This window comes from Bacillus sp. FSL W8-0102, assembly GCF_038007225.1.
In the GTDB taxonomy this organism is placed as follows: Bacteria; Bacillota; Bacilli; order Bacillales; family DSM-4216; genus Bacillus_O; species Bacillus_O smithii.
Window position 1 is genome coordinate 3370320 of sequence record NZ_JBBOWT010000001.1, and the last position, 19681, is coordinate 3390000.

At 41.2% G+C, this 19681-nt stretch carries 21 protein-coding genes (1 of these 21 running past the window's edge); 6 read left to right on the forward strand and 15 right to left on the reverse strand.

Translation table 11 applies throughout. The annotated features are described in order from the left end of the window. Positions 1 to 246 precede the first annotated feature (246 nt). Positions 247 to 876, forward strand: a complete 630-nt coding sequence (locus N1I87_RS15935) for a thermonuclease family protein (protein WP_341102859.1) — start codon at positions 247 to 249, stop codon at positions 874 to 876. A gap of 547 nt (positions 877 to 1423) precedes the next feature. Here the strand turns inward: N1I87_RS15935 and N1I87_RS15940 are convergent. The 3 genes from N1I87_RS15940 to groES all read right to left on the reverse strand — a co-directional run bounded on the left by N1I87_RS15940 (position 1424) and on the right by groES (position 3948). Further along, positions 1424 to 1588: a hypothetical protein gene (locus N1I87_RS15940; protein WP_003354044.1), complete on the reverse strand. Its 165-nt coding sequence runs from the start codon at positions 1586 to 1588 to the stop codon at positions 1424 to 1426. A 400-nt stretch (positions 1589 to 1988) separates the two neighbouring features. Continuing rightward, positions 1989 to 3611, reverse strand: a complete 1623-nt coding sequence (gene groL / locus N1I87_RS15945) for a chaperonin GroEL (protein ID WP_003354043.1) — start codon at positions 3609 to 3611, stop codon at positions 1989 to 1991. 49 nt (positions 3612 to 3660) lie between these two features. Continuing rightward, on the reverse strand, positions 3661 to 3948 hold the full coding sequence (groES, locus tag N1I87_RS15950; protein WP_003354042.1) for a co-chaperone GroES: 288 nt from the start codon (positions 3946 to 3948) through the stop codon (positions 3661 to 3663). 289 nt (positions 3949 to 4237) lie between these two features. Here groES and N1I87_RS15955 point away from each other — a divergent pair, with 289 nt between their 5' ends. Both N1I87_RS15955 and N1I87_RS15960 read left to right on the forward strand, forming a co-directional pair. Then, entirely contained in the window at positions 4238 to 4960 is a 723-nt protein-coding gene (locus N1I87_RS15955) for a CPBP family intramembrane glutamic endopeptidase (protein WP_341102861.1), read from the forward strand. Further along, positions 4957 to 5157, forward strand: a complete 201-nt coding sequence (locus N1I87_RS15960; RefSeq protein ID WP_003354040.1) for a YdiK family protein — start codon at positions 4957 to 4959, stop codon at positions 5155 to 5157. Before N1I87_RS15955 ends, N1I87_RS15960 begins: the two co-directional genes overlap by 4 nt. 430 nt (positions 5158 to 5587) lie before the next feature. On the opposite strand, the gene N1I87_RS15965 is transcribed toward N1I87_RS15960, so the two are convergent. After that, positions 5588 to 5995, reverse strand: a complete 408-nt coding sequence (locus tag N1I87_RS15965) for a hypothetical protein (protein ID WP_341102863.1) — start codon at positions 5993 to 5995, stop codon at positions 5588 to 5590. Between the two features lie 341 nt (positions 5996 to 6336). On the opposite strand from N1I87_RS15965, the gene N1I87_RS15970 reads away from it, so the two are divergent. Together N1I87_RS15970 and N1I87_RS18150 are read left to right on the forward strand one after the other, a co-directional pair. After that, positions 6337 to 6888, forward strand: a complete 552-nt coding sequence (locus N1I87_RS15970; protein WP_341102864.1) for a YbaK/EbsC family protein — start codon at positions 6337 to 6339, stop codon at positions 6886 to 6888. A gap of 382 nt (positions 6889 to 7270) precedes the next feature. Then, positions 7271 to 7378, forward strand: coding sequence for an IS3 family transposase (locus N1I87_RS18150; RefSeq protein ID WP_429731826.1), 108 nt, complete (start codon positions 7271 to 7273; stop codon positions 7376 to 7378). A 751-nt stretch (positions 7379 to 8129) separates the two neighbouring features. Here N1I87_RS18150 and N1I87_RS15975 read toward each other — a convergent pair. The 9 genes from N1I87_RS15975 to moaC form a co-directional block, all read right to left on the reverse strand. Continuing rightward, on the reverse strand, positions 8130 to 9356 hold the full coding sequence (locus tag N1I87_RS15975) for a sensor histidine kinase (RefSeq protein ID WP_341095650.1): 1227 nt from the start codon (positions 9354 to 9356) through the stop codon (positions 8130 to 8132). A gap of 15 nt (positions 9357 to 9371) precedes the next feature. Next, the gene (locus N1I87_RS15980; protein ID WP_341102866.1) at positions 9372 to 10043 is read right to left on the reverse strand and encodes a response regulator transcription factor; all 672 of its coding nucleotides are present in this window, start codon (positions 10041 to 10043) and stop codon (positions 9372 to 9374) included. 249 nt (positions 10044 to 10292) lie between these two features. Then, complete coding sequence (locus N1I87_RS15985; RefSeq protein ID WP_341095656.1) at positions 10293 to 11462, reverse strand: ABC transporter permease; 1170 nt, start codon at positions 11460 to 11462, stop codon at positions 10293 to 10295. Next, positions 11440 to 12150, reverse strand: coding sequence for an ABC transporter ATP-binding protein (locus N1I87_RS15990; protein ID WP_003354033.1), 711 nt, complete (start codon positions 12148 to 12150; stop codon positions 11440 to 11442). Before N1I87_RS15990 ends, N1I87_RS15985 begins: the two co-directional genes overlap by 23 nt. A gap of 6 nt (positions 12151 to 12156) precedes the next feature. Further along, positions 12157 to 13077, reverse strand: coding sequence for an efflux RND transporter periplasmic adaptor subunit (locus N1I87_RS15995; RefSeq protein ID WP_341102868.1), 921 nt, complete (start codon positions 13075 to 13077; stop codon positions 12157 to 12159). Positions 13078 to 13448: 371 nt separating this feature from the next. Then, positions 13449 to 14207: a twin-arginine translocase subunit TatC gene (gene tatC, locus N1I87_RS16000; RefSeq protein WP_341102869.1), complete on the reverse strand. Its 759-nt coding sequence runs from the start codon at positions 14205 to 14207 to the stop codon at positions 13449 to 13451. A 17-nt stretch (positions 14208 to 14224) separates the two neighbouring features. Next, positions 14225 to 14398 (reverse strand): twin-arginine translocase TatA/TatE family subunit, encoded by a 174-nt coding sequence (locus N1I87_RS16005; RefSeq protein ID WP_341102871.1) that lies wholly within the window; start codon positions 14396 to 14398, stop codon positions 14225 to 14227. 23 nt (positions 14399 to 14421) lie between these two features. Next, positions 14422 to 15111, reverse strand: a complete 690-nt coding sequence (locus tag N1I87_RS16010; RefSeq protein WP_341102874.1) for a redox-sensing transcriptional repressor Rex — start codon at positions 15109 to 15111, stop codon at positions 14422 to 14424. Positions 15112 to 15137: 26 nt separating this feature from the next. Next, a complete protein-coding gene (moaC, locus tag N1I87_RS16015) occupies positions 15138 to 15632 on the reverse strand; it encodes a cyclic pyranopterin monophosphate synthase MoaC (RefSeq protein ID WP_340396262.1) in 495 nt (164 codons plus the stop codon). Positions 15633 to 15906: 274 nt separating this feature from the next. Here moaC and N1I87_RS16020 point away from each other — a divergent pair, with 274 nt between their 5' ends. After that, a complete protein-coding gene (locus N1I87_RS16020) occupies positions 15907 to 17838 on the forward strand; it encodes an ABC-F family ATP-binding cassette domain-containing protein (RefSeq protein WP_341095663.1) in 1932 nt (643 codons plus the stop codon). Between the two features lie 558 nt (positions 17839 to 18396). Here the strand turns inward: N1I87_RS16020 and tsaD are convergent. Both tsaD and rimI read right to left on the reverse strand, forming a co-directional pair. Next, positions 18397 to 19416 carry a tRNA (adenosine(37)-N6)-threonylcarbamoyltransferase complex transferase subunit TsaD gene (gene tsaD / locus N1I87_RS16025; protein ID WP_341102876.1) on the reverse strand — a complete coding sequence of 340 codons (1020 nt, stop codon included), beginning with the start codon at positions 19414 to 19416 and terminating at the stop codon, positions 18397 to 18399. Beyond that, a protein-coding gene (gene rimI / locus N1I87_RS16030; RefSeq protein WP_003354024.1) for a ribosomal protein S18-alanine N-acetyltransferase crosses the window boundary here: on the reverse strand, positions 19416 to 19681 show its 3' portion. Its footprint extends 181 nt past the window's final position; the window shows 266 of its 447 coding nt (coding positions 182-447); the start codon falls outside the window, past its right edge; its stop codon occupies positions 19416 to 19418. The genes tsaD and rimI overlap by 1 nt, the downstream gene beginning before the upstream one ends.

Below are 19681 nucleotides of genomic sequence, written 5' to 3' on the forward strand. Positions count from 1 at the left end.
GCCATTTTATTTTTTCCAAAATAAAAACATGGTAAAATTGGAATTGTATATTGAAAAAATCGTAAAATTAAGATAATAATAATTTGGAATAAATGAGAACTTGCTAGGCGTGCTGCCCTCCATTCCAGCGTAATGAGCAGACATGGTAACTGGGAAAAGACCGGATCCATTAGTATTCGATGAGCTTATCTTGAAGATTTATTTTTTTGCATGTTATCTAGTACTATATTCATAGGTCTATTGGAGATGAATTCATGTACGAGAAAAGGCTATTTCATTCCAATAACGACCGTGCTAATTAAGTACGCTAAGGCTGCAGCAGAAAGAAACCGTGAATTAGTGAATAGCGGCAATCTGTCCCTTGAATTTGACAAGAGCAGCAAAAGAGATAAATACGGACGTCTACTTGCATATGTGTTTGTTGACGGTAAATCTGTACAAGAAGAACTGTTGAAAGAAGGATATGCCCGTGTTGCATACATATACGACCCGCCGTACAAATATCTATCAGCATATGAAAATGATGAAAAAACAGCTCAAAACAAGCACTTAAATATATGGTCAGATCCAAGCTATGTGACGGATAAAGGATTCAATGGTTGTGCGGCCGATCAAACCGCAAGTCATCACACGTCACACTCGACACATTCAACATATAGTACTCATACAAGTGCTGGATCAAACTCTGGTTTTAATTACAACGCCAATACGCAACCAACTGCTCCTTCTGCAACAACACCAAGTACTGGCCAAACAGATTTTGCAAATTGTACAGAGCTTAGAGAAGTGTATCCAGATGGAGTTCCCGCTGGTCATCCAGCTTATCAACCTAAATTCGATAGAGATCACGACAATTATGCGTGTGAAAGAAATTGAGATAGCCCTCTCGGGGGCTTTTCTTTTTTCTCTGTAAGTCCCGCAAAAATAAATAAGTGATAAAGAATCTGTGTATCTACCAAATACTCCTCCTGAACCAATAGCAGGTCAGCGACGCCAATTATCTCTTAAGGATGATCGTAAAAAGAGGTTTGCCAAAAGTTTGGTGAGGGTGAGGCTTACGAGAAACCTCTAAAATTTATAAATCAGCACCAAAAAGGCACCAAAATTGATAGTTTGTTGCAATGGGTATAAGGAGATTCTACAATTTCTGTCCAGCACTGCTGAAAAGCATATCAAGGATCGTCAATCTTTTTGAATGCTAGTCGAGAACTAAAAAAACTTCTGCGATACGAGCAGCATTCACCTGATTAGAATATAACTTCTAACACAACTAATCATTTTCCCTAATATACTCCAATACCAACCACGGTTGTTAATTCTCAGTGATTTTACCATTTTCTCTACTGTTGCAAGTATATAACGCCATCTCTTGGTATCAAGGACAACAAATTTATTAAAGCAAAATTGTTATGTTCTGATTTAATTATTTTTTCTTATTCATTTCAAATATTAGATATATAGAAAGGCCAATTAGCAAAATACCAAAAATTAACGAAAAAGTACCCCCTTTTTCAAAAAAAGCTTTATACATCCCTAAAGGGAAAATGATTAAAAATGTAACTAATAAGCTTAAATCGATTTTAGACATAAACTTTAGTTGACCTCCTTTATTTAAGGATAAACTTAAGTTTATTGTTTATCAAATGCATTTAAAAGATTTTTCAGAAAAATGATTTACAAAATATTAAGAAACATACTACTCCACACATTTTCAGATAAACACATATTTCAGTTTTGGCCGAAGCCGGAGTGGATCTCCCAACAATCATGAAACATGTTGGACATGATAACCGAGAAACAACCATGAAAATTTATATGCACGTTACGGAAAAAATGAAAAAGAATGCTTCAGAAAAAATAAATATTCACTTCAGAAGCGTCCTAAATATTACAAATTCCCAAAAAATGTGAGTGATTTGTGATTATAAAAAAAGAAGGCTGCCGAAACAGCCTTCTTTCCTTGATATATAAGGGTTTTTTGATGTTTATTACATCATTCCGCCCATTCCGCCCATGTCAGGCATTGATCCGCCTTTGTTTTCTTCCGGGATGTCAGCTACAACAGCTTCTGTTGTTAAGAACATAGCGGCAACAGATGCTGCGTTTTGAAGTGCGGAACGAGTTACTTTTGTTGGGTCTACGATACCAGCGTCGATCATGTTTACCCATTCGCCAGTAGCAGCGTTGAAGCCGATTCCGACTTCTTCTTTTTTCAAGCGTTCTACAATGACAGATCCTTCAAGACCAGCGTTTTGTGCAATTTGGCGGATTGGTTCTTCTAATGCGCGAAGAACGATTTTCACACCAGTCGCTACGTCGCCTTCTGCTTCAATAGCAGCGACTTTATTGTAAACGTTCACTAGTGCAGTACCACCGCCGGAAACGATTCCTTCTTCTACAGCTGCACGAGTAGCGTTCAGAGCGTCTTCAATGCGAAGTTTGCGTTCTTTTAATTCTGTTTCAGTGGCAGCACCCACTTTGATCACAGCCACTCCGCCTGCTAATTTAGCAAGACGTTCTTGAAGTTTTTCACGATCGAATTCAGAAGTTGTTTCTTCTAATTGAGCGCGGATTTGATTTACGCGAGCAGCAATTTTGCTGGATTCGCCAGCTCCTTCTACGATCGTTGTATTTTCTTTCGTTACTACAACTTTTCCAGCACGACCTAATTGAGCAATAGTCGCAGATTTAAGATCTAATCCTAAATCTTCTGTAATCACTTCACCGCCAGTTAAAATAGCAATGTCTTCAAGCATTGCTTTACGACGATCACCAAATCCAGGAGCTTTTACAGCAACTGCGTTGAATGTACCGCGTAATTTGTTTACAACAAGTGTTGCAAGAGCTTCCCCTTCAACGTCTTCAGCGATCAAAAGAAGCGGTTTGCCTTGTTGTACAACTTGTTCAAGAACAGGAAGGATTTCTTGGATGTTAGAGATTTTCTTATCAGTGATTAAGATATATGGGTTTTCCAGAACAGCTTCCATTTTGTCAGAATCTGTTACCATGTATGGAGAAGCGTAGCCACGATCAAATTGCATACCTTCTACGACATCTAATTCTGTCGTGAAACCTTTGGATTCTTCAATCGTGATAACACCGTCGTTGCCAACGCGTTCCATTGCTTCTGCGATCAATTCGCCAACTTCTTCATCAGCAGAAGAAATAGCAGCAACTTGAGCAATGGATTCTCTTCCTTTGATTGGTTTTGAAATGGCTTTTAATTCTTCAACAGCCACTTGAACCGCTTTTTCAATTCCTTTGCGGATGCCGACAGGGTTTGCACCGGCTGTTACGTTTTTCAATCCTTCACGGATCATTGCTTGAGCAAGTACAGTTGCAGTCGTAGTACCGTCCCCAGCAATATCATTCGTTTTGCTGGCTACTTCAGCAACTAATTTAGCTCCCATATTTTCGAATGGATCTTCCAATTCGATTTCTTTCGCAATGGTAACCCCATCGTTCGTAATTAAAGGAGATCCGAATTTTTTCTCAAGAACCACGTTGCGTCCTTTTGGTCCAAGAGTCACCTTTACTGCATCCGCTAATTTATCTACACCGCGGAGCATCGCACGGCGAGCATCTTCGCTGAATTTAATATCTTTAGCCATTTTGTAAAACCCCCTTAGTTAAAATATTGTCATATGATAAAAATCGTTATTATTCTCCAATCACTGCTAAAATATCGCTTTCGCGAAGGATCAAGTATTCTGTACCTTGGTATTTCACTTCTGTACCAGCATATTTAGAAAAGATGATGCGGTCGCCAACAGACACTTCTGGTGCAACACGTTCACCGCTGTCAAGAACGCGGCCTGTTCCAACTGCGATCACTTTGCCTTCTTGTGGCTTTTCTTTTGCCGTATCTGGCAATACAATACCGCTTGCAGTTTTTTCTTCCGTTTCAACTAATTCAATTACGACGCGATCACCCAGTGGTTTTAACAAGTGAAACAACCTCCTTGTTTTCATATGTAATTTATATTGTTAGCACTCTATTCACCCGAGTGCTAACACATTAATAATAATAAATAAAACCCCTTTCTTTTGCAAGTATGATGCAAAAAATTTTATTCGAGATTTTTCGCCAGAATTCTCTTATCCGCGCGAGGGGAAAATGCCTGATGTTATCTTCTCCCCGGCCACTAGTTTTATTCCTGTATTCTTGAATTTGAATGGGATGTAAATTGCTAGTAGAATGAAAATAATGAATGAATAAGAGAAGGAGTATAAAAAAGTGAAAAAAGAATACGGTTATATTTTAATTGCTTATATTCTTATGCTGCTATCCAGTTTCATCGGTGTCCCGCTCGTTTATCGAATAGGAATCAGGGCAGGACAAGACCCCGTTTTTATGAGGCAAGCGGCCCCCGGATATTGGATTGTCATCAGTTTTTCCATTACATTAATCATTATTTTGCTGATTTTAAGAAAAGCACGTACTGATGCTTTATTGGTGAGAAAAGCTCCGGCTTCTCCAGGAGAATCGATAGTATGGGCGATCGCCGGAGTATTTCTTGCACTGTTTTCCCAAGGCATCGCTGCCAACATCGAAGCAAACCTTTTCGGTGTGGATCCCGGTTCGAAAAATACGGAAAATATCCTTCAAATTATCAAAACATTTCCGGCCTCCATGCTTGTTTCATCCATTTTCGGACCTATATTAGAAGAAATTGTTTTTCGAAAAATCATTTTTGGCTCTTTATACAAACGTTTTTCTTTTTGGATCGCCGCAACGATCAGTTCCGTCATTTTCGCCATGGCGCATATGGAATTCGAACATATTCTTCTTTATAGCGCGATGGGGTTCACATTCGCTTTTTTATATGTAAGAACAGGCAGAATTCTGGTTCCTATTTTCGCCCACGTAGCCATGAATACTCTTGTGGTCGTCGTACAGCTTTTCTATCGTGACCAACTTCAGCACATTCAAGGGCTAATCGGAGGATTTTTCCAATGAAACAAACATTGCTATCCTCAGGGATCATCTATTTGCTTTTTGGTTCCCTTTTTACTTATATGGCTATTGAAAATGTAAATTCCAATGGATTTGGTTTTTTTACGTACTTGCTCATTATTTTGGCGACGTTGGATGTGGGATCCGGCATTCGAGTCATTTTTTATTATTTCCGTATGAAGAGCCGATACAAAAAATAAGGCACGAATTTCACAAAAAGAAAAAAGGTAAGCATGAACCGATATACCCATCCTATTTGCTTACCTTTCACCTTCATTTTATTGTTCTGCCAATTGAATGCTATCTTTCTTTGACAATCGAATTTTTTCTATTTCTGCATGGGCAAAATGGAGGCTTCCGTGTAATAATGTGATCATTCGTTCGTATCTTCGCTCCTCGCCGAGGCAACCCATATACGGCAAAAAAAGAATGATTCACATTATTTAACAGCCTCGATTTTCTTCAGCCCATTGATGATTTCTCACCCCCTTTATCTTCCCATTTTCACCAAAACATAAAACCAAACATGGCAGCGGCCTTTATCAACAGCTCGGCTAATTTATGAAAGCCAACCTCTTTATTCCTTTTTTACGAAGTGCGTCAAAAGGAAAATCTCCCCCTTTCTTCATCTTATGTAGCGAGAGATTTTCGAAGTCTCGCCTTTCTTCGTTTTCTTAGAAGTATATGAATCGAAATAGCCAGTCCAGTCCCGGTCATGATGATCATTCCGATCGAACTCACTAGACCAATGGGGCCTGTATGAAGTTCACGAACCACTCTTTGTAATGAATGGCCCTCTCCCCCATTATTCGGAAAACCCCCATTCATTTCTCCTGCAGCTGGAGGCCCTGATTGTCCATTTTGTTGAGAGTTCGTTGCCATTGGCTGTGTATTGACTGCATGAAACTGTTCCATTCTACCATCCTTTCCTCGCTCTTCTCCTGTTACATACATAATGAGACCTGTTATTGATTCAATAAACAAAAACAAAGATGCTATTACTCCGATCCAAAAATGAAGGGCACGTACCCTTCTCATATGCGACTCTCCTTTCTTCATTTATTTGAGGATGCCATCATTATGCCAAGCTTTGCTTAACTTTTTCTTAAAAAAGGAAAACACCCTATAAGTTGATATGATCCCCTTATAGTGGACAGAAAAAAGAAAGTTCACGAAGGGATAGAGGACATTGCCACCGGTCTGGCTTTATATATGCCTTCCGTAAGATCACATCCGATCTGCGGCGGCTGCATACAAGGATGTCCCTTTTGCGTCCTTCCGTAATATCACGCCTCCAAAAGACTCAAATCTCACAAAATTCGAATCATTATGATAAGATAGACATTAATCATATAGAACCTATGAAGGAGGAAAGACAGATGTCCCTGGAAAGTGTTAGAGCCCATCTAAAAAAATGGAATCGGGATCAGGATATTATGGTCTTCGATACTTCGAGCGCCACGGTGGAACAGGCCGCCCAGACCATCGGCGTAGAACCGGCCCGCATCGCCAAAACCTTATGCTTCCGGAGCAAAGGAGACAGTGCGCTGTTGGTCGTGACCGCCGGCGACGCCAAAATCGACAACAAAAAATTCCGCCATACTTTCGGTTTTAAAGCGCGGATGTTAAGCGCCGAGGAAGTGCTCGAACAAACGGGCCATGCTGTCGGAGGGGTTTGTCCTTTTGGATTGGCCAATGATTTGGACATCTTTTTAGACCTGTCCTTAAAGCGGTTCAAAACCGTTTTTCCCGTATGCGGAAGCATCAACTCCGCCATTGAAGTGAGTCCGGAAGATCTGTGGAATTATTCCGGTGCCAAGGATTGGATCGACGTATGCAAAGATTGGCAGGAATCGGATACGGAAGGGAAAACCTCGGACAGCGGAGGGGAAACAAGAACGTCAGAAAGCTCAAGATTCTTTCAACGATGATGAAGGTGATCAATCCCCAGCCGGTTCGGATCCCCGGAAAATGATCACGGCTATATCGTATCTGCCCCAGATTGAAGGAAAACGAATGCTGGATACTACATATGCAAGCAGCCAATATCTCTTATCCCACGGACTTGATCCTTTAGAATGAAATCCGTGGGACGCCTCATCGACGTCCTTTTTGAGCCTCTCCGCAGGCCCTCTAAGAAGTCGTACACTTATCGTAAAAAGGGCACACCAAGCCTTTCTGTAACAAAACTCTAACTTGACAGGAAGCGCTTGAAAAATATAAAGAACGTTATGGCCATTCTCCCAGAGGCCGTCCCGGTCGATCATAAGGACCCGAATATCCAGGAAAAGAAACAGTTTGGACAATGCCTGCATGGAGAACTTCTTTAGCTATTTCAAGACAGAGTGCTTTCTTCTGCACTCTTTTTGCAAAGTCAAAGAGGTCAAGGATGCCGTACACAAATACGTCCAACGTTACTAAAAAAATCGAGTAGGAGGGAGCGATTAACTCCCGTCCTCTCACACCACCGTACGTACGGTTCCGTATACGGCGGTTCAATTAAGATCATTGACGCAAGTCTTTATAACTTCCGTGAATAGCTGTTCTCTTTATGCCAGTGGTCACTCCACCCTCCAAGAGGTCTCCCACGGGATTCACCGCTTCCTCCCTCAAGTGAGGTACTACGTTTTCTGTGTTCATCATGACTCACTGAATACCAAGGGCTATTCTCTCTTAATTGTTCGGTCCTTCTTAGTTGTTCTAGACCAACTAATACTATGACCTCTGCTGACTTCTGACGGTTCAGCTACTTATCACTAAGTAGGTTATGAAGAGTACTTCACATATCCGCCAGACCTCCCCGGGTAAGTACATGCACTTTCACACCATCTATCCGCCTCATTTACTCGATATGACCTTCGACAGAAAGAGCTTTGTTTTGTTATGCAAACTCACTCAATCATACCTAGCCTTATATGAGGTTCGTGTTCCTCGGACCGGTGTTTTGCCTCCAGCTTCCTTCAGATTCCGCGTCACCACGGACACCCTTTCGTTGAGCTAACCTCTACTTCTGTCTTCGGGGTTCGGGACTTACACCCTATAGTTCATGTACATGCCGGGCGCACATAAAATAGCCTGAGCCCTTATGAATATAAGGCTCAGGCTGCTTAAGTGTCTTTTTTTATTTCCTGTCTGCTTGACAGGGGTCACTTCAAGAAATGCGGGTGTCCCTTCATCTTTTTGATTGTTTTGGAAAGGTCATTTCAAAGCGAGTTCCCTCTCCTAATTGGCTGTCCACTTTTACTTTTCCATTGTGTTTTTCAATAATCCACTTGGCAATGGAAAGTCCCAATCCTGCCCCATCTGACTTCGTCCGTGCTTTATCGCTTTGATAAAAACGATCAAAAATTTTCGGAATCTCTTCTTTGGCAATCCCGATTCCATTATCTTGCACCTCAAGGGTAATGGAAGAAGAAGTTTGACGGCAAGAGATGGAAATGCGTCCCCCTTCTTTAGTATATTTGATCGCATTATCCAATAGGATGACCAGTAATTGATGGATTCGTTCTTTATCCGCAGTAAATAAAATCGGGGATTCTACGTTTATCGTTATTTCCTTCTGTTGATAGGAAGCAATCTCTGAATAAGTATCGGCAATCTCTCTAATCAACTCATCCAATCGAAATGATTGTTTTTTTAATTCTATTTGATTGGAATCTGAGCGTGCCAAGATAAGCAAGTTAGAGACTAATTTGGAAAGTCGTCTACATTCTTTCGCGATTACGGAAATATCCATTATTTTTTCTTCAATGGTCGAGGAAAGAGAATGGAACAATAAATCCGTTTTTGTCTGTATCACTGCTAATGGCGTCCGCAATTCATGAGAAGCGTCCGAAACAAATTGCTGCTGTTTTTGCCATGCTCTTTGAATCGGCACCAGTGCTCGGCCCGCAAGAAAATATCCGGCTGCTACGGCGCACAGTCCTCCGATCACACATCCCGCCACAATGATCAATAAAAGCTTATCTAAAATCTCTTTTTCGGAATTGACACTTCGAAAAATTTGTACCGTAATCTTTCCGAATTCCGTATCCATTTGGAATGCAATCGTTCGGAAATAAAAGTTTTCAATCTTCATATCATACAGTTTGTTCAATTGTTTAGGTTTCTCGATAGGCGTTTGGGTGAAAATGGTTGCGTCGTGACCTAAGTCGATTATTTCTCCTTTTTTATTCCAAAACACGATAAACACACGGGGATCCCGAAAAAAAGGAACGTCCTTTTCCCACGGTCTATCATTATCTGCTTCTCGTTCCGCTATATGCATAAGCGATGCATCCACGTCTTTATATAAACGAGCATGCATGTATGAATAGAGGGCCGTCCCTAATAAGCTAATTAAAACGAAAAAAACAAGAGAATTTAACAGCGTCAATCGAAGATGAGTGCGTTGAAACATCGTTTTCTCTCCTGCCTACTGGTCTGTTAACCTATATCCGACGCCACGAACCGTTTGAATATCTGTGTGATAGCCAAACGGTTCAAGCTTTTTGCGAAGATGATGAATGAATACTTCGACAATGGCAATCGTTTTATCCGAATCAAATCCCCACACCCGATCATAAATTTGTTCTTTTGTTAGAATGGTTCCCTTATTATGGATAAGATACTCTAATAGCTCATATTGTTTCGCCGTTAATTTAATAGGGTGCCCATCTACCATGACATCCTTATCTTTTCCGTACAGCTCAATCCCTCGATAGCAAATAGTCTGTTTGGTTGTAAAACTGCCACTGCGCCGTAATAACGCTCGAATGCGTGCTTTTAGCTCCGAAGCATAAAACGGTTTGACTAAGTAGTCATCTCCGCCAAAATCCAAGCCCTTTACCCGATCCTCGAGAGAATCTTTTGCCGTTAAAAATAAAACAGGTGTATCAATCTCTTCCTTCCGAATTCGTTGCACAATGTCAAAACCATCCATTCCCGGCAGCATGACGTCCAATATAATGGCATCATAAATATTTTGCAAAGCTAAAAATAACCCTTCCTCGCCATCTGTGGCACTATCGATCTCAAACTCATCCGATAAGATGTCAATCATCGATTTCAACAAATCTACATGATCTTCAACTACTAATAATCTCACGGATCTCCCTTCTTTCTCTTACTTCTAATAATAAGACAAAGCGGTCGCCAAAAACGATCGCTTTTTAGAATTTCTTTTTCATTTTTTTCTGCCGCTCGATTGTCAAATTTCTTACGCCATGGAATCTGCCCTTAAAAAGACCAGTCACTTTTTCAAATAAAAAACATTCGCAGGAGATTTTAAGATATCTATTGTTCTTAAAACTTGCGTTTCCCCAATTCCGTATGCAGCATATGGCGCACTTTTACTTTACTCATATCTTAGAGCTTGAATCGGGTCCAGTTTTGCTGCTTTGTTAGCAGGAAATACGCCAAACACCACTCCAATGAATAGAGAAAATAAAAAGGCAACCATACAAACAGAGACAGAATAAGAAACAGACAGTCCGATCGTAGCTGCAAGCCCCTTTCCAATGACCAATCCAAATCCCACTCCAATCGCACCTCCTAGAGCGCTTAGCACAACAGCTTCAATCAAAAACTGCATTAAAATATCTCTTCTCTTCGCTCCAATCGCTTTTCGAATTCCTATTTCTTTTGTTCGCTCTGAAACAGACACAAGCATAATATTCATAATCCCAATTCCACCAACTAAAAGGGAAATTCCTGCGATTCCGCCCAGCATCATCGTCATCGTATTGTTAACCGAACTCATCGTTTCCATTAAATCTTGTTGGTTAAAGACGCTGTAGCTATCTTGATCATTGGGGAATAGACGTGCTAATGTTCTTTTTAATTGCGCCATAACAAACGGGACTTCACTTGCATCTTTTCCTTGAACATATACTGTCTGAATACTTGTGTTTTTAACCAATCGCTGGGCTGTCGAAAGCGGCATTATGATCACATCATCACCGCTTTGTCCGAACGAACTGCCTTTTGAAGCCAGAACTCCAATTACTTTGAACGATGTGCCCTCCACTTGTATATATTTTCCGACCGGATTATCAAAACCAAATAATGTTTGCGCTGTGTCAGATCCTAAAATCACCACTTTTTGCCGATACTCTACATCGATATCAGATAAAAAGCGACCTTGGCTGACTTGTGCATTGCGTACGGTTTGATACGAAGAGCTCGTTCCCAATAAAGAAACTTGTGTCGAAGTCGTACCATTTTTTACATAGACCCGTCCGGAAACAACGGGAGCAATTTCTTTTACGCCTGTAATATCGCGAAACTTTTCGATATCATCCATTTTCAATTGAACACGATCCGAATCCATCACATTCACTGTTAATAAATTGCTCCCTAACTGGTTCATCTGACTGGCCACTTCTTTACTCGAACCTTGACCTATTGAGATCAAAACAATAACAGAAGAGACGCCGATAATAATGCCAAGCATCGTTAAAAAGGAGCGAAGCTTATTGCCTTGAATGCTGCGGAAAGCCATTTTAATGGATGGAATAATTGCCAACAAAATCACCTCTCTCCTCAAACAGCTGCCCGTCTTGAATGCGAACAATTCTCTTTGCTTCGTTAGCCACTTCCCAATCGTGTGTAATGAGAAGAATCGTATGTCCTTGCTCATTTAATTGTTTCATCAATTGAATGATTTCCTTGCTTGTCTTGCTGTCGAGAGCCCCTGTCGGCTCGTCGGCAAGCAAAATCGGCGGGGTGCCGACAAGAGCCCGTGCAATGGCCACCCGTTGCTGCTGTCCGCCAGAAAGCTGGTTGGGCAAATGACGGGCTCGATCTTTTAATCCCACTTTCTCTAAGTATTCATAAGCGATTTTTTGTCGTTCCTTTGTCTTTACTCCTCGATATAATAAAGGCAGTTCTACATTCTCTAACGCCGTTAATTTTGCCAGTAAATGAAAATTTTGAAAAACGAATCCTATCTTTTCATTTCGAACAGTTGCCAGTTCACTGTCTATCATTTTATCTATTTCTTTTCCATCGAGGATATAACGACCTTCATCAGGACGATCGAGGCAGCCAATGATATTCATCAATGTTGATTTCCCGGAACCGGAAGGACCGACAATCGCAAGAAAATCTCCTTTTCCAATTTGGAGAGAGACCCCCCGCAGGGCATGAACTACTTCTCCCCCAAGCGAATATGATTTCGTTATATTTTCCATTCGAATAATCGGTTCAGTCATCATCGATCATCTCCCTCTGTTAAATCCGCGATTCATGCCGCCAAATCCACCCATATCAGACATTCCGCCCATCATTCTTCTGCCGCTCATTTGTTCATTGCTCGAAGACGATGCAGATACTCTCGGCAGCTGGACAACCTCACCTTCTGTTAAACCATTTGTGATTTCTACATAATCTTCATTGCTTATTCCCGTCTTCACGGTTTGCCGCGCGACAGAGCCATCTCCCTTTTCAACCACTACATATTTTTCGTTATTGATTGAGTGTACAGCTTCAATCGGCACATAGAGAGCATTGTCTTTGCTTTGCACTAAAATACTGACTTCGGTTGTCATTCCCACTTTTACATTCGTTGGTTTATTCATATGAATCGTCACATCAAATGTCGAGACTCCATTGGATACCGTTCCTTCATTGGCAACCGCTGTCACTTTCCCCGTATAGGTTGTATCAGGGAAGGCATTGACCTTTATACTGGCCGTTTGCCCCACTTTTACTTTTGGAATATCTAATTCATCAATTTGCACCGTTGTTTGCAAATCATCATAATTGGTAATGTGAGCAATGACTTGGCCTTTCGATACACGATCTCCATCCGAAACGCCAATCGATGTAACGGTTCCGTCTGCTGGTGCAGTAATATCACTGCCGTCCGTAAATGTAACCAACTCTTGTCCTTCCTTTACTTTCTCTCCTTTAGAAACAAGTACTTCGTCTACTTCTGTGTTGGAAGCAGCTTTGACATCCGTACTCGTAACAGGTTGAACAGTCCCAGAACCACTCACCTTCACTTGCAATTTTCCTTTTTGTACAGAAGCGGTTTGAACCTGTGCCATTGTCGGCTTTTCTTTTCCTTTGGCAAAAAACCATCCACCTATTCCAATAACGACAATCACAATCCCAAAAAGGATCCACCATTTTTTCAAAATCCCTGCTCCTTTCTTATCCATTGGTCATTTGGATAAGCCTAGTATGCGGGTCCTTTCTTAATTTTTTCTTAAAAAAACCTAACCGAAATCGGCTAGGTTTTCGTCACCACTTCTCGTTTAGAAAGCCTTCTTTGTTTCACAAAAAAGAAATCGCTTTCATTTTTTCGTAAACCCCCTCCTCGCGCCAAAACTAAAATCCTCTGCTTGAGCAGAGGATTCGTTTTTATTTTTCTCTTAGTATATTCTTTTAGGATATACTGGATATGTTTTTTGAACAGACTATAAAGCAGATTATTGAACGTTTCACGTAATCAATATGGGATATATCTTCCGCTGAAACTCGAGCAGCCTTTCTCTCGATCGTGATATTAATTTTCATTCACGATTTCTTCGCTTCTTTGCCTTTCTAATCTCTGGATTTTTTTATAGGACATCCGCGAAATCCAAATGCTCACTTCGTATAAAAAACAAAGAGGAATGGTCACAATGAGCTGTGACATCACATCCGGCGGCGTAATAATTCCCGCGATGACAAGCAGGACAAAATAGGCGTAACGACGTATTTTGGCCAAAAACTTGGGCGTAACGATGCCAAGCCGGGTTAAAAACATGACCACGATAGGCAATTCAAACAAAATCCCAAAGGGAATAGTGAGTTGGAACAAAAAGTGAAAATATTCGTTAATTCCAATGACTTGATGAATCCCCAGTTTTTCAGATAAGTTTGTCATAAAACGAAGCACAAACGGAAAAAGAACAAAATAGGAAAAAGCAACGCCGAGAAGAAATAACAATACCGTAGCCGGAATATAACTTAACGTGACTTTTCTCTCTTTTTCATATAACCCGGGACTGATAAAGGCCCAAAGCTGGTAAAGAAGAACTGGGGAAGTTAAGATGCATGCGATCACAAAGGACATTTGAAAATAAACTTTCATAGGATCCGTAATGCGAAATGCATTCATCGTCAACTCTTTCGCCAGATCGGCATGCTGCAGAAATTTAATCATCGGCTCCGCTGTAAATAGACCCACAATTACAGCGATCACAAAGAAAACGATCACAATGATGAGACGTTTTCTTAATTCCATGATATGTTCCAGTACCGTCATGTCTTTTCGATTCATGATCGCTCATCCTATCATTACTTGTCGTCGTTCTTTTTCATTTTTTCATCGTCTGCTAAGCCTTTAGTTGCTTGTTTAAATTCACGCAATGTATCCCCGGCTGCTTTCCCCAACTGAGGGAGTTTCTTCGGTCCAAAGATTAATAAAGCTACGATCGCAGTTAAAATAAGGCTGCCCGGTCCCATTCCCAATGTATTCCACCTCTTTCATTTTATCATAAATGATGTAAATCCTTTTTTCTATCGAGTTTCTCTTTCTCTTCTTCCTCATCAGGATAATTTTTCAGAAAGTATACTAATGATTGCAATTCAACCGCTAAATCGATATGGTGGACTCGAATGGAAGGAGGAACGGATATTCTTGCCGGCGTAAAATTTAAAATTCCACTGATGTTCACTTTTATTAGACGGTCTGTAATACTTTGGGCGGCCGAAGCCGGAACGGTCAAAATGGCTACCGGAACATTCTCGCCCATCAATCGCTCCTCCAATTCAGCTAAATCATATACCACTACATCGCCAACTTTTTTGCCAATTTTATTTTTGTCGATATCAAACGCCCATTCGATTCTCGTATTGTTGTTTTTCATAAAGTTATAATTTAAAAACGCTGTGCCTAAATTCCCCACGCCAATCAGTGCGACGCTTGTCACTTCATCTTGGTCTAGCGTTTTTCGGAAAAACGACAATAAATAGCTGACATTATATCCGTAGCCTTTTTTCCCTAAGGCGCCAAAATAGGAAAAATCACGGCGGATCGTGGCGGAATCCACTTTGACCGCCTCACTTAATTCTGCTGAAGATACTCGTTCTTTCCCCGAGGCGTACAAATTCTGCAAAAATCGGTAATAAAGAGGCAGACGTTTAGCCGTCGCTTGTGGAATTTTCATGGCTTCTTGACTCATACTCATTCCTCCACAACTTCCAAAAACTATGAATGATGATCTCTGTTATAGTCCGGACTGGAGACACCGCCCGTTTTTTCGAGCAAGTAGGTCGGTCCGATGACCATCCCTTTATCTACGGCTTTGCACATGTCATAAACGGTAAGAGCCGCAACAGAAGCGGCTGTCAACGCTTCCATTTCTACACCTGTATTTCCTACGGTCTTTACCTTAGCCAAAATTTTCAAAGTAAATTTCTCGTTGTATGTCTCCCACGAAAAGGAAATATCGATCCCCTTAATGGGAATGGGATGGCACATTGGAATGATATCCCATGTTTTCTTTGCCGCCATAATTCCGGCCACTTGTGCTACGGCCAACACATCCCCTTTTTGAATCCGGTTATTTTGTATGGCTTCATAAATTTCTTCATTTACTTGGATGCTTGAACAGGCGGCGGCTGTACGGACTGTTTCTGGTTTATGGCTGACATCAACCATTTTAGCCCTTCCCTGTTCGTTAAAATGAGTAAATTTCGACACGATGAATGCCTCCCCATTATGATACACTATTTTTTTGCGAATGTCTGTGTATAATGTGGACATCGATCTAAAACGTATGTCCAGCGGATGTAAGATCGTCGTCAATTCATGCTTCGTTGTAGCTTCCTGCCGGCAGCTTGACTTAACAACCGAAGAGATTGCTTCGATTTCCCGTTCTTTCCGTCTCACACTTCCCCCGTTCTGTTTCTTTCCATTGCCCATTTAAGGAGCTATAAGGTACACTTACACTATAGCAATTGAGGTGAATAAAACAATGATTCTACTGCAAGTTCTTCAACTCACAAAATATTATGGTTCTGAACTTATTTTATCGAATATTAAACTGGAAATACAATCACGTGACCGGATTGCTTTAGTAGGGCGAAACGGAGCAGGCAAATCTACGCTTCTGAAAATCATCGCGGACCAATTATCATATGATTCCGGCGAAATCATCAAGCCAAAGGATGTGACGATCGGCTATCTTGCTCAAGATACCGGCTTAGAATCGGATTTGACAATTTGGAATGAAATGCTGTCCGTTTTTGGCCCACTGCGGGAGATGGAAAAGAAACTGAGAGATTTGGAAAATCAAATGGCCGATCCGACCGTTTATAACGATCCGGAAAAATTTAAGAAAATCGTGAAAGAATATGACCAATTGCAAATTCAATTTAAAGAACAAGGCGGCTATCAGTATGAAGCCGATATTCGTTCCGTTTTGCACGGTCTTCATTTTCAAGACTATGATTATGAAACCAAAATTTCCTCATTAAGCGGAGGTCAAAAAACAAGGTTGGCCCTCGGGAAACTTTTGCTCTCCAAACCGGATCTTCTCATATTGGACGAGCCGACCAACCATCTAGATATTGAAACTTTAACATGGTTGGAACAATATTTGCAAAATTATCCGGGAGCCATTCTGATTGTATCCCATGACCGCTATTTTCTTGATAAAGTAGTGACCCAAGTATACGAAATTTCCCGGCATAAGGCTAGAAAATATTATGGAAACTACAGTGATTACTTGATTCAAAAAGCAGAGCAATATGAACGGGAAATGAAACAATACGAAAAGCAGCAAGAGGAGATTGAAAAGCTCCAAGACTTCATCCAAAGAAACATCGCTCGCGCTTCGACGACAAAAAGAGCGCAGAGTCGAAGAAAACGACTGGAAAAAATGGAGCTGATGGAAAAGCCTGCAGGGGATGAAAAATCGGCTCAATTTTCGTTTGAAATTGCAAAGCAAAGCGGCAATGAAGTGATGCGCGTTAAAGACTTAGCCATTGGATACGGCCGCGGTCCTGTGAGTGAAAATATCCATTTGAACATAACCCGCGGGGAAAGCATTGCGCTTGTCGGACCGAACGGGGTTGGAAAAACCACTCTATTAAAAACGATTATTGGGCTTCTGCAGCCGATCAAAGGATCTGTTCAATTCGGCACCAATGTCGAAATCGGCTATTATGATCAGGAACAAGCCAATTTAACTTCAAATAAAACCGTCCTTCATGAACTGTGGGATGATTTTCCTAATTACAATGAAAAAGAAATTCGGACCGTTTTAGGGAATTTTCTCTTTTCAGGCGATCACGTTTTGAAAACCGTCTCCTCTTTAAGCGGCGGGGAAAAGGCACGGCTGGCCCTTGCCAAACTCATGATGAAGAAAGCCAATTTCTTAATTCTCGATGAGCCGACGAACCATCTTGACCTTGACAGCAGAGAAGTACTCGAAAACGCTTTGATCGATTATCCGGGAACATTATTGTTCGTATCCCATGACCGCTATTTTATCAACCGAATTGCCACTAAAGTGATCGAGCTTTCTCCTAACGGGACCACTGAATATTTGGGAGACTACGATTACTATGTAAACAAAAAACAAGAACAGCTGGAATTATCGCTTTTGGAACAACAAGAAAATCGCCGTACCTCTGATGACGACACAACCGCTTCGAAAAACACGTTTGCACTGGATAAAGAAGCGAAAAAAGCGGAGAGAAAAAAAAGAAGACGAATTGAAGAAATTGAACAAACGATTGAACAAAAAGAAACGCTCCTTTCAGAAAAAGAAGCACTGCTCGTTCAGCCTGACATATTTCAAGATTATGAAAAGGCACATGCCATCAATCAGGAAATCGAACAGCTGAAAGCAGAAATTGATCAGCTTATGGAGGAATGGACGGAATTGCAGGAAAGTTTATAGTTCTCATTGTTCGGACATCCTGTATTCTCTATGAAAAAAGAGGCTGTAGCATCATTGCTTACAGCCTCTTTAGATTTTTACACCATAAATGAAAATCCTCTTATACACGATTTTTCCACACCGTTATTTCCGATATTTTATCAACAAAAAAATCGCTGCCAAGACGGATTGATGCCATCCTAATTATCCACAAAATAAATCACATTATTGTCATTGAAACAACCGCAAAAGTCACATTTTTCCACATTATCCACAGACTTATTGACAACATCCCAAATTTATCCTCGAAATTTATCCACATTTAAAAAAAGTTTTTAACATAACGTACTTTGTTTTCCACATATTATCCACATGTTATGAACAATAGTGATTCCTGACGATTCTATTTTCCACAGCTTTTCACCAAAAAGCCCTTCCACGATTCTCACCGGAAGACAAAAAAACCGGCAGCGCCCTTCTGCCGGCCGAAAAACGTCACTATTCATCTCGATTAGAAACAGAACTATTTTCTAAAGATGGATCCCCGGAAAAATCCTTTTTTCACATCTAAGAATGAGATTAAACGTGATCCAGTTCCAATCCGGGATAGGCGTTCATGTTATAGCCGTCTCGTTTTCCTTTTTCGTAAAAAACGGTTCCCGCAGCTGCAATCATGGCCGCATTATCCGTACATAGCGATAAAGGCGGAATGACTAACTCTACATCCTTCAATTCTTCCATTTTCTTTTGCAATTCGCTGCGCAATCCACGATTTGCTGCCACGCCCCCGGCAAGTAAAACTTGTTTTACTTGAAATTGTTTGGCGGCTCTCACTGTTTTTTCAGTCAATACTTCTACCACACTCGCCTGAAAACTTGCAGCCACATCTTCAGGGCGATACTGTTCCCCTCTTTGCTCCGCATTATGCAAAGTATTAATGACTGCTGATTTTAATCCGCTAAAACTAAAATCATAGGATCCGTCTTCCAGCCAAGCCCTCGGAAAATCGATCAATGCTTTTCCTTCATGCGCAAGACGGTCAATGACCGGCCCTCCGGGATAGGTTAGATTCAATGTTCTGGCTACCTTGTCATAAGCCTCTCCGGCCGCGTCATCTCTTGTTTCCCCAATCACTTCGAATGTTCCGTGCTCTCTCATCAGCACTAATTCCGTATGGCCGCCTGAAACTACCAGCGCTATCAACGGAAAGCGCATATCCGTTACGAGCCGATTAGCATAAATATGGCCCGCAATATGATGCACACCGACAAGAGGGATTTGATGAGCAAAGGCAAGCGCTTTTGCCGCATTGACGCCAATGAGCAGCGCCCCGACAAGACCGGGTCCTTTCGTCACCGCAATCGCGTCTAATTGAGAAAAATCTAGACCGGCTTCCTTCATCGCTTCTTCAATGACAATCGTGATTTGTTCCACATGATGGCGTGATGCGATTTCCGGGACAACGCCCCCAAATCGTTTATGACTCTCTATTTGAGACGCCACTTTGTTGGAGAGAATTTCCTTGCCATTTTTGACAACGGAAGCAGCCGTTTCATCACAGCTTGTTTCAATTCCTAAAATGTACATATCCTTTTCCATTATAAGTTCACCCACATTATCAAAGCATCTTCTTGATTATCCGTATAGTACCCTTTACGGATACCTCCTTTTTGAAACCCTAATTTTTTGTAAAGAGACTGAGCTGGCATATTGCTTACCCTAACCTCTAATGTCATCGTTTTCGCCCCAAGCTCCCTTGCCAACTCCATCATTTTACTCAGCAAAGCTTCGCCAAATCCTCTTCCTCGATATTGAGGCAAAACGGCAATGTTCGTGACATGAGCTTCATCCAAAATAATCCAAG